The sequence below is a fragment of the Streptomyces sp. NPDC022552 genome, from assembly GCF_055561875.1.
Window position 1 is genome coordinate 133951 of the sequence record NZ_JBVHGJ010000017.1, and the last position, 13180, is coordinate 147130.

The 13180-nt window shown below is 69.6% G+C and carries 10 protein-coding genes; 8 read left to right on the forward strand and 2 right to left on the reverse strand.

All coding sequences use genetic code 11. From position 1 onward, the window contains the following. The 7 genes from nuoH to nuoN are packed head-to-tail and all read left to right on the forward strand — an operon-like array spanning nucleotide 1 to nucleotide 8244. A complete protein-coding gene (gene nuoH, locus ACZ3OF_RS32290; RefSeq protein WP_361677517.1) occupies nucleotides 1–1392 on the forward strand; it encodes an NADH-quinone oxidoreductase subunit NuoH in 1392 nt (463 codons plus the stop codon). Then, entirely contained in the window at nucleotides 1367–1963 is a 597-nt protein-coding gene (gene nuoI / locus ACZ3OF_RS32295) for an NADH-quinone oxidoreductase subunit NuoI (RefSeq protein ID WP_352188842.1), read from the forward strand. Before nuoH ends, nuoI begins: the two co-directional genes overlap by 26 nt. Beyond that, on the forward strand, nucleotides 1960–2787 hold the full coding sequence (locus tag ACZ3OF_RS32300) for an NADH-quinone oxidoreductase subunit J (protein ID WP_361677520.1): 828 nt from the start codon (nucleotides 1960–1962) through the stop codon (nucleotides 2785–2787). The genes nuoI and ACZ3OF_RS32300 overlap by 4 nt, the downstream gene beginning before the upstream one ends. Further along, a complete protein-coding gene (nuoK, locus tag ACZ3OF_RS32305; RefSeq protein WP_260229523.1) occupies nucleotides 2784–3083 on the forward strand; it encodes an NADH-quinone oxidoreductase subunit NuoK in 300 nt (99 codons plus the stop codon). Before ACZ3OF_RS32300 ends, nuoK begins: the two co-directional genes overlap by 4 nt. A gap of 11 nt (nucleotides 3084–3094) precedes the next feature. Then, entirely contained in the window at nucleotides 3095–4990 is a 1896-nt protein-coding gene (gene nuoL / locus ACZ3OF_RS32310; protein ID WP_361677522.1) for an NADH-quinone oxidoreductase subunit L, read from the forward strand. A 3-nt stretch (nucleotides 4991–4993) separates the two neighbouring features. Then, nucleotides 4994–6598, forward strand: coding sequence for an NADH-quinone oxidoreductase subunit M (locus tag ACZ3OF_RS32315; protein ID WP_361677524.1), 1605 nt, complete (start codon nucleotides 4994–4996; stop codon nucleotides 6596–6598). Continuing rightward, a complete protein-coding gene (gene nuoN, locus ACZ3OF_RS32320) occupies nucleotides 6595–8244 on the forward strand; it encodes an NADH-quinone oxidoreductase subunit NuoN (RefSeq protein WP_361677527.1) in 1650 nt (549 codons plus the stop codon). Before ACZ3OF_RS32315 ends, nuoN begins: the two co-directional genes overlap by 4 nt. Before the next feature lie 75 nt (nucleotides 8245–8319). On the opposite strand, the gene fahA is transcribed toward nuoN, so the two are convergent. Then, a complete protein-coding gene (gene fahA, locus ACZ3OF_RS32325) occupies nucleotides 8320–9546 on the reverse strand; it encodes a fumarylacetoacetase (RefSeq protein ID WP_361677530.1) in 1227 nt (408 codons plus the stop codon). 301 nt (nucleotides 9547–9847) lie between these two features. Here fahA and ACZ3OF_RS32330 point away from each other — a divergent pair, with 301 nt between their 5' ends. After that, nucleotides 9848–11113 (forward strand): LPXTG cell wall anchor domain-containing protein, encoded by a 1266-nt coding sequence (locus ACZ3OF_RS32330; RefSeq protein ID WP_467308332.1) that lies wholly within the window; start codon nucleotides 9848–9850, stop codon nucleotides 11111–11113. A gap of 61 nt (nucleotides 11114–11174) precedes the next feature. Here ACZ3OF_RS32330 and ACZ3OF_RS32335 read toward each other — a convergent pair whose 3' ends face one another. Continuing rightward, nucleotides 11175–13175, reverse strand: coding sequence for a CocE/NonD family hydrolase (locus ACZ3OF_RS32335; protein ID WP_361677537.1), 2001 nt, complete (start codon nucleotides 13173–13175; stop codon nucleotides 11175–11177). Between the last annotated feature and the right edge of the window lie 5 nt (nucleotides 13176–13180).

A 13180-nucleotide genomic window follows, 5' to 3' on the forward strand; every position in this document is an offset into this window, starting at 1 on the left:
ATGACCGCCCTCGCTCAACTCGCGGACGCCCAGCGCAGCGTCATCGCCGCGGAAGACCTCTCCATGTTCGGGACGGACCCCTGGTGGCTCGTCGCGATCAAGGCCGTCTTCTGCTTCGCCTTCCTCATGGTCACCGTGCTCTTCTCCATCGTGTGGGAGCGCAAGGTCGTCGCCTGGATGCAGCTGCGCATCGGGCCGAACCGGCACGGACCCTGGGGTTTCCTCCAGTCCCTCGCGGACGGCATCAAGCTGATGCTGAAGGAGGACGTCGTCGTCAAGCGCGCCGACAAGGTCGTCTACATCCTCGCGCCGATCATCGCCGCCGCCCCCGCGTTCATGGCCATCGCCGTGATCCCGTTCGGCCCGGCGGGCAACGAGGTCTCGATCTTCGGCCATCGCACCACGATGCAGCTCACCGACCTGCCGATCGCGATGCTGTACGTCCTCGCGATCGCCTCGGTCGGCATCTACGGCATCGTGCTCGCCGGCTGGTCCTCCGGCTCCACGTACCCGCTCCTCGGCGGCCTGCGCTCCTGCGCCCAGATGATCTCCTACGAGATCGCCATGGGCGCCGCGTTCGCCTCCGTCTTCCTCTACTCCGGGTCGATGTCGACCTCGGCGATCGTCGAGGCGCAGGCGGACCGCTGGTTCATCATCCTGCTGCCGGTCTCGTTCATCATCTACGTCGTCACGATGGTCGGCGAGACCAACCGGGCCCCGTTCGACATGCCCGAGTCCGAGGGCGACCTCGTCGGCGGCTTCAACACCGAGTACTCCTCCATCAAGTTCGCGATGTTCATGCTCGCCGAGTACGTGAACATGGTGACGGTCTCCGCCGTCTCCGTGACGCTCTTCCTCGGCGGCTGGCGCGCCCCGTACCCGGTCTCCACCTTCTGGGAGGGCGCGAACCACGGCTGGTGGCCGATGCTCTGGTTCATCCTCAAGGTGCAGCTGCTGCTCTTCTTCTTCATCTGGCTGCGCGGCACCCTGCCCCGGGTCCGCTACGACCAGCTGATGAAGCTCGGCTGGAAGGTCCTCATCCCGGTCTCGGTGCTCTGGCTGATGCTGGTCGCCACCGTCCGGGCCCTGCGCAACGAGAACTTCGAGTTCCAGACGATCGTGCTGTACGTCGCCGGAGCCGTGATCGCCGTCCTGCTCATCTCCTTCGTGGCGGACATGTTCCGCGACCGGCAGGCGAAGGGGGCCGAGGGCCCGGCCGAGGACGAGCGCGCCTTCGACCCGATGGCCGGCGGCTTCCCCGTGCCGCCCAAGCCCGGACAGTCCCTGCCGCCCGTGCCGCGGCGCAGGCCGCGAGCCGATCGCGACCTGGTCGTCAGTGGCGCCCCCGATACTGCTACTGCGAGTGATGGAAAGGAGACGGACGGTGTCTGATTTCCAGAATCCGGTGGCCGGCTTCGGCGTGACCTTCAAGGCCATGTTCAAGAAGCGGCTGACCGAGCAGTACCCGGAGGAGCGCAAGACGACGGCGCCGCGCTTCCACGGCCGGCACCAGCTCAACCGTCATCCGGACGGACTTGAGAAGTGTGTGGGCTGCGAGCTGTGCGCCTGGGCCTGCCCCGCGGACGCCATCTATGTGGAGGGCGCGGACAACACCGAGGAGGAGCGCTACTCCCCGGGCGAGCGCTACGGCCGCGTCTACCAGATCAACTACGCCCGCTGCATCCTGTGCGGACTGTGCATCGAGGCCTGCCCCACGCGGGCGCTGACGATGACGAACGAGTTCGAACTGGCCGACTCCTCCCGCGAGAACCTGATCTACACCAAGGAGCAGCTCCTCGCGGGCCTGGAGGAGGGCATGGTCGACTCCCCGCACTCGATCTTCCCGGGGACGGACGAGCAGGACTACTACCGGGGTCTGGTCACCGAGGCCGCGCCGGGCACCGTCCAGCAGGTCGCCACCTCCAAGGGAGAGAAGGGCGAGCCGGAAGAGGTGGACGCATGAACGCCCACCTCGCCGCCTACGCCACCTCCGGCGGAGAGGCCTTCCAGTTCTGGGTCCTCGGCACGGTCGCCGTCATCGGCGCCCTGTGCACGGTCCTGATGAGGAAGGCCATGCACAGTGCTCTCTGTCTGGCCGGCACGATGATCGTCCTGGCGGTCTTCTACCTCGCCAACGGCGCGTACTTCCTGGGCATCGTCCAGATCGTCGTCTACACCGGCGCGATCATGATGCTGTTCCTCTTCATCGTCATGCTCGTCGGTGTCACGGCCGCGGACTCCCTGAAGGAGACCCTCAAGGGCCAGCGCTGGTGGGCCGCCGCCTGCGGGCTCGGCTTCGGCATCCTGCTGATCGGCGGGATCGGCCAGGCCTCCCTGACGGAGTTCAACGGGCTCGGCGCGGCGAACGGCGCGTACGGCGGGAACGTCGAGGGCCTCGCCGCCCTCATCTTCACCAAGTACGTCTTCGCCTTCGAGATCACCGGCGCGCTGCTCATCACCGCGGCCGTCGGCGCGATGGTCCTCACGCACCGCGAGCGGACCGAACGGGCCCGCACCCAGCGTGAGATGTCCGAGCAGCGCGTCCGCGAGGGCAGGCACGTTCCGCCGCTTCCCGCGCCGGGTGTGTACGCCCGGCACAACGCGGTGGACATCGCCGGTCTGCTGCCCGACGGCACCCCCGCCGAGCTGACCGTGATGCAGACGCTGCGCAAGCGCGGACAGGTCCGTGACGTGTCCGGCGAGGCGCTGGCCGATCTGAAGGCGCTGGAACAGCGCTCGGAGGAGCGGCTCGGCCGGGACCGGGACGACGAGGAGGCCACCCGATGAATCCCGTGAACTATCTCTATCTCGCCGCCCTGTTGTTCACGATCGGTGCGGCCGGGGTGCTGATCCGGCGCAACGCGATCGTGGTCTTCATGTGCGTCGAGCTGATGCTCAACGCCTGCAACCTCGCGCTCGTCACCTTCTCCCGGATGCACGGCAACCTCGACGGCCAGATCATCGCCTTCTTCACGATGGTCGTCGCCGCCGCGGAGGTCGTGGTCGGGCTCGCGATCATCGTGTCGCTGTTCCGTTCCCGCCACTCGGCCTCGGTCGACGACGCCAGCCTGATGAAGCTGTGAGGGGCTGAATCGTGGAGAACCTGATTGCGCTGCTCGTCGCGGCGCCCCTGCTGGGAGCGGCCGTCCTGCTGTGCGGCGGGCGGCGCCTCGACAAGGCCGGGCCCTTGCTCGGCACGCTGCTCGCGGCCGCCTCCTTCGTCATCGGTCTCGTCCTCTTCGCCGACATGCTCGGCAGGAGCGCCGACGACCGTGCCATGTACCAGAACCTGTGGACCTGGATCCCGGTCGAGGGGTTCCAGGCGGACATCGCCTTCCAGCTCGACCAGCTGTCGGTGACGTTCGTCCTGCTGATCACCGGCGTGGGCTCGCTGATCCACGTGTACTCGATCGGGTACATGGAGCACGACGAGCGCAAGCGCCGCTTCTTCGGCTATCTGAACCTGTTCCTCGCGGCGATGCTGCTGCTCGTCCTCGCCGACAACTACCTGCTGCTGTACTTCGGCTGGGAGGGCGTCGGCCTAGCCTCGTACCTCCTGATCGGCTTCTGGCAGCACAAGCCGAGCGCGGCCACCGCCGCCAAGAAGGCCTTCCTGGTCAACCGGGTCGGCGACATGGGCCTGTCGATCGCGATCATGCTCATGTTCACCACCTTCGGGACCTTCGCCTTCGGGCCGGTCCTGGCGGCGACCGGTGAGGCGAGCGAGGGCACGCTGACGGCGATCGCCCTGATGCTGCTCCTCGCCGCGTGCGGCAAGTCGGCCCAGGTGCCGCTGCAGTCCTGGCTCGGGGACGCGATGGAGGGCCCGACCCCGGTCTCGGCCCTCATCCACGCGGCCACGATGGTCACCGCCGGTGTCTATCTGATCGTCCGCTCCGCCGACATCTTCAACGCCGCTCCGGACGCCCAGCTCGTCGTCGTCGTGGTCGGCGCGGTCACGCTCCTCTTCGGTGCGATCGTCGGTTGCGCGAAGGACGACATCAAGAAGGCGCTGGCCGGCTCGACGATGTCGCAGATCGGCTACATGATCCTGGCGGCGGGCCTCGGCCCCATCGGCTACGTCTTCGCGATCATGCACCTGGTCACGCACGGCTTCTTCAAGGCCGGGCTCTTCCTCGGCGCCGGTTCGGTCATGCACGGCATGAACGACGAGGTGGACATGCGCCGTTACGGCGGCCTGCGGAAGTACATGCCGGTCACCTTCGTCACCTTCGGCCTCGGCTATCTCGCGATCATCGGCTTCCCGGGCCTGTCCGGCTTCTTCTCCAAGGACAAGATCATCGAGGCGGCCTTCGCCAAGGGGGGCACCGAGGGCTGGATCCTCGGCGCCGTCACCCTGCTCGGCGCGGCCATCACCGCGTACTACATGACGCGCGTGATGCTGATGACCTTCTTCGGCGAGAAGCGCTGGCAGGCCGACGAGAAGGGCGAGATGCCGCACCCGCACGAGTCGCCGAAGGTGATGACGATCCCGATGGTCCTGCTGGCCGTCGGCTCCGTCTTCGCGGGTGGCTTCTTCTCCATCGGCGACCGGTTCATCAGCTGGCTGGAGCCGGTGACCTCGTTCGAGCACGGGCACCCGCCGATCAGTGCCGGAGCCATCACCTCGGCCACGGTCGCGGTCATGGTGATCGGCGTCGCGATCGCCTACGTCCAGTACGGTCGCAGGCCCGTCCCGGTCACCGCCCCGCGCGGCTCGCTGCTCACCCGGGCCGCCCGCCGCGACCTGCTCCAGGACGACTTCAACCACGCCGTCTTCGTGACGGGCGGCACGCACCTCACCCGCTCGCTCGTCTACGTCGACCACAGCCTGGTCGACGGGGTCGTCAACGGCACCGCCGCCTCGGTCGGCGGTCTGTCCGGCCGGCTGCGCAAGCTGCAGAACGGCTACGCCCGCTCCTATGCGGTCTCCATGTTCGGAGGTACTGCGGTGCTGATCGCCGCGACCCTGCTGATGAGGGCGGTGTAACCGATGTCGCAAGCAGTCAACGCGGGCTTTCCGATCCTGACGGCGACGGCAGCGGTGCCGGCGGTGGGCGCGATCCTGACCGCCGCCGTCCCCGCCGCCCGTCGCACCGCCGCCAAGTGGCTGGCGCTGCTCGTCTCACTCGTCACCCTCGTCCTCGCCGTGGTCGTGCTCGTCGACTTCGAGCCCGGCGGCGACCGGTACCAGTTCGTCGAGTCCTACTCCTGGATCAAGGACTTCGGGGTCCGCTACGAGCTGGGTGTGGACGGCATCGCGGTGGCGCTGATCGCGCTCACCGCGCTGCTGATCCCCTTCATCATCCTGGCCGGATGGCACGACGCCGACCCCCTGGAGACGAAGTCCAGCCGCTGGCGGCCGACGCAGGGCTTCTTCGCCCTGATCCTGATGGTCGAGGCGATGGTGATCCTCTCCTTCGAGGCCACCGACGTCTTCCTCTTCTACATCCTGTTCGAAGCCATGCTCATCCCGATGTACTTCCTCATCGGCGGCTTCGGCGACCGGGCCCACGCGGGCTCGGACGAGAACGCGGCGGCCCAGCGTTCGTACGCGGCCGTGAAGTTCCTGCTGTACAACCTGGTCGGCGGACTGATCATGCTGGCCGCCGTCATCGGGCTCTACGTCGTCGCGGGGAACTTCTCGCTCACGGAGATCGCCGAGGCGCGGGCGTCCGGCCGGCTGGAGATGGCGACCAACACCGAACGGCTGCTGTTCCTCGGCTTCTTCTTCGCCTTCGCGGTGAAGGCGCCGCTCTGGCCGCTGCACACCTGGCTGCCGAACGCGATGGGGGAGGCGACCGCACCGGTCGCCGTGCTCATCACCGCGGTCGTCGACAAGGTCGGCACGTTCGCGATGCTCCGCTTCTGCCTCCAGCTCTTCCCCGAGGCGTCGAAGTGGGCGACCCCGGTGATCATCGCGCTCGCCCTGGTGAGCATCGTCTACGGGGCGCTGGTCGCGGTCGGCCAGCGGGACATCAAGCGCCTGGTGGCGTACGCCTCGATCTCGCACTTCGGCTTCATCATCATGGGCATCTTCGCGATGACCAGCCAGGGCCAGAGCGGCGCGACGCTGTACATGGTCAACCACGGGATCTCGACGGCCGCCCTGATGCTGGTGGCCGGCTTCCTGATCACCCGGCGCGGCTCGCGGCTCATCGCCGACTACGGCGGTGTGCAGAAGGTCGCCCCGGTGCTTGCCGGCACGTTCCTGATCGGCGGCCTTGCCACCCTCTCGCTGCCGGGACTCGCGCCCTTCGTCAGTGAGTTCCTGGTCCTGGTCGGCACGTTCGCCCGCTATCCGGTGGCCGGCATCATCGCCACCACCGGCATCGTCCTCGCCGCGCTCTACACCCTCGTCCTCTACCAGCGGACGATGACCGGCCCGGTGAAGACGGAGGAGGTCCGGACGATGCCGGACCTGCGGGTGCGGGAGCTGGTCGTGGTCGCCCCGCTGATCGCCCTGCTGATCTTCCTCGGGGTGTTCCCGAAGCCGCTGACGGACATCGTGAACCCCGCCGTCACGCACACCATGTCCGACGTCCAGCAGAGTGACCCCCAGCCCACCGTTCCTCTCCAAACCGTGGAGGCCAAGTGAGTGCGACGGCTGTCCACAGCCTGTGGACGACGGCCGCCGAGCCGTTGACCAAGATCCCGGCACCCCACATCGAGTACGTGCAGCTCTCGCCCGTCCTCATCGTGGTCGGCGCCGCGGTCCTCAGCGTCCTGGTCGAGGCCTTCGTGCCGCGCAGGGGACGCTGGCTCAGCCAGGTGTTCCTCAGCGTGCTCGCCCTGGTGGCCGCCTTCGCCGCGATCGTCGGCCTCGCCGCCGGCGGCTACGGCTCCACCAAGGCGCACATCGCCGCCATGGGCGCCATCGCCGTCGACGGCCCGGCGCTCTTCCTCCAGGGCACGATCCTGCTGGCCTCGCTCGTCGCCGTCTTCACCTTCGCCGAGCGCAGGCTCGACCCCGCCGACCACGGCCACCGGGTCGACTCCTTCGCCGCCGAGGCCGCCGCCGTCCCCGGCAGCGACCAGGAGAAGGCGGCGGTCAAGGCCGGGTTCACCACCACCGAGGTGTTCCCGCTGGCGCTGTTCGCCATCGCCGGCATGCTGGTCTTCCCCGCGGCCAACGACCTCCTGACGCTCTTCGTCGCCCTGGAGGTCTTCTCCCTCCCGCTGTACCTGCTCTGCGCCGTCGCCCGCCGCAAGCGGCTCATGTCGCAGGAGGCCGCGGTCAAGTACTTCCTCCTCGGCGCCTTCTCCTCGGCGTTCCTGCTCTTCGGCATCGCGCTGCTCTACGGCTACGCGGGCTCCGTCTCGTACGCCACCATCGCGAACGTCGTCGACGGCTCGGTCGGCGCCATCGACCCGGCGCTCGCCGACACGATGGGCAACGACGCCCTGCTGCTCATCGGCTTCGCCATGGTCCTCATGGGGCTCCTCTTCAAGGTCGGCGCCGTGCCGTTCCACATGTGGACCCCGGACGTCTACCAGGGCGCGCCGACTCCCGTCACCGGCTTCATGGCGGCCGCGACGAAGGTGGCGGCGTTCGGCGCCCTGCTGCGCCTGCTGTACGTGGTGCTGCCGGGCCTCACCTGGGACTGGCGGCCGGTCATGTGGGGCGTCGCGATCGTCACCATGCTGGGCGGCGCGATCGTCGCGATCACCCAGACCGACATCAAGCGGCTCCTCGCGTACTCCTCCATCGCGCACGCGGGCTTCCTGCTGGCCGGTGTCATCGCCGCGACGCCCAGCGGCATCTCGTCCGTGCTCTTCTACCTGGGCGCGTACTCCTTCGTGACGATCGGTGCCTTCGCGGTCGTCACGCTGGTGCGGGACGCGGGCGGCGAGGCGACGCACCTGTCCAAGTGGGCGGGTCTCGGGCGCCGTTCGCCGCTGGTGGCGGCGGTCTTCGCGGTGTTCCTGCTCGCCTTCGCCGGCATCCCGCTGACGTCGGGCTTCACCGGCAAGTTCGCGGTCTTCACGGCGGCGGCGGAGGGCGGCGCGGGCGCGCTGGTCGTCGTCGGTGTCGTCTCGTCGGCGATCGCCGCGTTCTTCTACATCCGGGTGATCGTGCTGATGTTCTTCAGCGAGCCGAAGGCGGACGGCCCCACGGTCGCGGTGCCGTCGGCCTTCACGGCGGTCACCATCGCGGTGGGCGTCGCGGTCACGCTGGTGCTCGGCCTCGCGCCGCAGTACTTCCTGGACCTGGCGGGCCAGGCGAGCGTGTTCGTGCGGTAGTCGAGAGCCTGAGCGCCCTCAGGGCCCGGTCCCCGCTCGCGCGGGGGCCGGGCCCTGACGTATGGGTGCGGGGCGCTACGGCGCCGGAACGATCCGGCCCGTCACCTCGCCGAGCGCGACCTGCGTACCGTCCGGACCCGGGGCCCACGCGGTGAGCGTGACCACGTCGCCGTCCTCCAGGAACGTCCGCTTCCCGGTGGGCAGTTCGAGCGGGTCGCGGCCGTTCCAGGTCAGTTCGAGCAGCGAGCCGCGCTGGTGCGTCTCGGGCCCGGAGACCGTGCCGGAGCCGTACAGATCACCGGTCCGCAGCGAGGCGCCGTTGACCGTCATGTGGGCGAGCTGCTGGGCGGCCGTCCAGTACATCGTGGCGAACGGCGGCTCGGAGACCACCTCGCCGTTGATCTCGACCGTGATCCGCAGATCGAAGCCGCCGGGCTCCTCGTCGGCGGAGTCGTCCAGATACGGCAGCAGATCGAAGTCCCGGGCCGGCGGGGCCGTACGGGCCGCGTCCAGGGCCTCCAGGGGGGTCACCCAGGCCGAGACGGACGTCGTGAACGACTTGCCGAGGAACGGGCCGAGCGGCACGTACTCCCAGGCCTGGATGTCCCGTGCCGACCAGTCGTTGAGGAGCGTCAGACCGAAGACGTGTTCGCGGAAGTCGGCCAGCGGGACCGGCGTGCCCAGCGCCGAGGGGGTGCCGACGACGAAGCCGACCTCCGCCTCGATGTCCAGCTTCACCGAGGGGCCGAAGACCGGCGCCGGGTCCGTGGGTGCCTTGCGCTGGCCCGCGGGGCGTACGACATCGGTGCCGGAGACCACGACCGTGCCCGCGCGGCCGTGGTAACCGATGGGCAGGTGCTTCCAGTTGGGGGTGAGCGCGTCGCCGTCGGGGCGGAAGATCCGGCCCACGTTGGTGGCGTGGTGCTCGCTCGCGTAGAAGTCGACGTAGTCCGCGACCTCGAACGGCAGGTGCAGCGTCACGGCGTCCAGCGGGTGGAGCAGCGGCTCTATGGCGGGCCGGTGCGCGGGCACCGTCACCCAGCCGGTGAGCGCCCGGCGTACGTCGCGCCAGGCGGTGCGGCCGGCGGCGAGCAGCGGGTTGAGGCTCGGCTGCGCGAGCAGCGCGGCGTAGGGCGAGCCGAGCGCCTGCGCCGCGGCTCCCGCGTCGAGGACATGACCGCCGATGCGGACGCCGACCCTCCGCCGGTCGGGCTCGTCGGCGGGGGAGAAGACGCCGTACGGAAGGTTGTGCGGGCCGAAGGGATCGCCCTCGGCCAGGTCGAGCGGGGACTGCTCGGGCATCGGTGCTTGCCTCGCTTTCCACGGGTGTGGGGGACACGTTACGGGGCGGGCCGCTCGGCGCGGATGACATGGATCACAGAGAAACTGTGGCCTCCGTGCACAACTGTCCATGTTCGCGTGCTTTATGCGTCCTGTGCGTGGGGTGTGCGTCGGCCATGCGACTGAGCGCGTTCAATTCCCCCTTCCCCGGGCCTAATCAGGGTCATACGATCTTGGAGAAGTCGCACCGCGTGAGTTTCCCCGCAGGCGCGACCCACCTTTTCTTTCTCTTCTCCGACCGATCCTGACCAGAAGGTCCATCTTGAAGATTCGCCGTATTCTCGCGACGGCCGTGGCCGCCGCCGTGACGACTCCCGTCGTCCTCCTGTCGGCCGCCCCGGCGTTCGCCGACACCAAGCCGTCCGCGCCGTCGCAGACGCAGGAGCAGCAGCCGACGATCGAGGAGCTGCAGAAGAAGGTCACCGAGGCGCAGAAGGCGTACGACGACGCCCTGGTCGCGTACAACGACGCCGCGAAGGCGCTCGCCGCCGTCGACGCCGCCGACAGCAAGCTGAAGCTCGCCGTCACCGACGCGGAGAAGGCCGTCGCGGCGGCCGACACCGCGGTGTCCGCCGCCAACGAGAAGCTGTCCAAGGCCGAGGCCGACCTGAAGGCCCTGCCCGTCGACGCCACCCCCGAGCAGAAGGCGGCCGCGGAGCAGGCCGTCGAGGCCGCCAAGACCGGCCTGACGACCGCCACCGCCGACCGCAAGGCCGCCGGTGAGAAGCTGACCAAGGCCAAGAAGGACATCGAGGACGCGCGCGGCGCCGCCTCTGCCGAGGCCGAGCGTCTGCGGCTCGCCAAGGAGGCCGCCCTCAAGACCCTCGACGCGGCCAAGAAGGCGCTCGCGGACGCCGAGCCGCCGCACGTCGACTGCAAGGACGTCAGCGACCAGCTGACCGTCGACCTGAGCGGTCCGGCGAAGATCGCCGCCGGTACCAGCGCCACCTTCACCGTCAAGCTCACCAACGGCACGGGTCACAAGCTCGACCAGGTGTACGCGGAGACCGACGTCGCCTTCGGCGAGGGCGACCTGTACGACCACGTGGACGTCGAGTGGGGCTACCCGGACAGCGAGTGGGAGGAGCCCAGCCAGGGTGGCGGCTACACCGAGATCGGCTTGGTGAAGCCGGGCCAGGAGATCACCGCCCTGGTGCGGATCACGGTCGACAAGAAGGCGCCGGCCGCCGAGTCCGGCCTCCTCATCCACGCCGGCTACGACAACGTGGACGGGTCCTGCGGCTACGTCCAGGATGGCGCCTACGCGGAGTTCGACGTCACCGCCAAGCCCAAGGACCCGTCCTCCTCGGGCTCCACGGGCGGCACCGGCTCCACGGGCGGTGGCAACACCGGTACCACCCAGCAGGGCGGCACCTCCACCACGTCCGTGACGTCCACCGGCCAGCTCGCCAAGACCGGTTCGAGTGACGTCATGCCGCAGTTCGCCCTCGCGGGTGCCGCGGCCGTGGCCCTCGGTGCCGGCGCGATGTTCGTCGTCCGCCGCCGCAAGGCCGGCGCCGACGCCTGATCCGCGCCTTTGAGCAAGGGGCCCGCATTCCCCGGGGAATGCGGGCCCTTTCCCTTTCCGCTCACCCCGCCGTACGCGGAATCCTTTTCTCCCACGTCCGGTGGAAGGCGACCTCTCCGCCCTCCTTGCACACCACTTCGTTCGACGTGAGGAACGCGTCCGCGTCGCAGCAGATCTCCGAGCGCGATTCGATCGTCACGTCCCACGCGCTCTCCGGCCGGTGCAGCCGGATCGACCAGTCCGAGCGGGTACGGGCCGAGAGCGGATCGTCCTCGACGATCGTGTACGTCTCCAGGGCGTCCTCGGTGAATTCCAGGCCGTCCGGATAGACCCGCGTACCGCCGTACCGGGGGTCCACCTCGAGGCGCCATTCGCCCTTGGCCACGTCCCGTACCACCAGACGCTCGGGACGGGGCTCCTCCAGCGTCGCCGGGACGCTCACGACCAGCGGTTCGGACTGTTCCGGCTCCTGCCACTCGACCGCGTCGGCCGTGGGGCGGCGGACCGGGAGCGTCAGGTGCGAGGTGACCGGGTCGAGGGTGAAGCCCGCCGCGTCCGGCTGGGGCCAGATCCACGGCCAGTACGCGGACGAGACGGCGAGGCGGACCCGGTGGCCGGGCGGGAAGGTGTGGCCGATGCCGTTCAGCTCGAAGACGACGTCCTCCGCCTCGCCGACCTGCGCCTCCACCGCCCGGTCGCGGCCGTAGCGGGCGGAGAGGTTCAGCACGCCCCGGGTGACCAGGGTCGAGGAGCCGTCCGGGGCGATGTCGCAGAGGCGGGCGATCACCTGCCCCGTGGGGGCGTCGGCCCGGAGGTTCAGGCTCACCCGCGGCCGGCCCAGGATCTCGATCGGCTCGCCGTCCTCCGGCACGGGGAAGTCGAAGCAGGCCGAGTGGGCGTCCTCCTCGCGCTGGTCGGGAGGCAGGTCGGCGTCGTTGCCGAAGGGGAAGAAGCGCCCCGCGTCGAGGCCGGTCTGCTGCGGGGAGTCGACCACGACCGGTTCGCCCTGGAAGGCGTACGTCACGGGCGTGACGTTCGGGGACGGCCAGGCCGGGTCGGCGACCCAGCGGCCCGGCAGCCGGTCGTAGACGGTGGCCGGCGGGTGGGACGCGCTGATCCAGGAGCGCAGCAGCGGCTCGGCCATCACATCGTTGTCGGCGCCCTTGAGGTGGTGGTCCCACCAGCGCAGCGTCTCCTGGAGGAAGCCGATCGCCGGGCCGGGCGGCAGGCCGCGGTCGGGGTACTGGTGCGACCACGGCCCGATGATCCCGCGGACCCGGTCCTGCGGGAGGTGCTCCACCAGGCGCAGCACGGTGTCCCGGTACGGGTCGTGCCAGCCGCCCACCGCCAGGACGGCCGCACCGATCGCCCCGTAGTCCTCGCAGACGCTGCCGTGCCGCCAGTACGCGTCCCGGGTCTGGTGGGCGAGCCACGTGTGAATGAAGGGGTCCACGGCCTCCAGGCGCCGCAGCCACATCTCCCGCCACTCCTCGCCCACGTGCATCGGATCGGGCGGACGGCAGACGAAGGCCAGCATCGTCGCCGCCCAGGCGTGCATGTCGACCGCGAGGACGGATCCGCCCATGTAGTGGACGTCGTTGTCGTAGCGGTCGTCGGTCGAGCAGACGGTGACGATCGCCTTCAGCGGCTCGGGCGCGAGCGCGGCGATCTGGAGCGCGTTGAAGCCGCCCCAGGAGATCCCGAACATGCCGACCTTCCCCGTGCACCAGGGCTGCTCGGCGAGCCAGTTCACCACCGCCACGCCGTCCGCAAGCTCCACGGGGTCGTACTCGTCACCCGGCAGCCCCTCGCTGTTCCCGTGGCCGCGCACATCGACCCGTACGGAGGCGTAGCCGTGCCCGGCGTACCAGGGGTGGCGCTGCCGGTCCCGGGGCGCCGTCCAGTCGGTCAGGCGGTACGGGAGGTACTCCAGGAGGGCGGGGACGGGCTCGTCGGTGACCGGCCGCCAGATCCGGGCGTAGAGCCTTGTCCCTGTCCCGGGGAGCGGGATCCGGACATCTTCGTGGGTCGTCTCGTACGGGAACTCGGTACGGATGCGCATGGCGG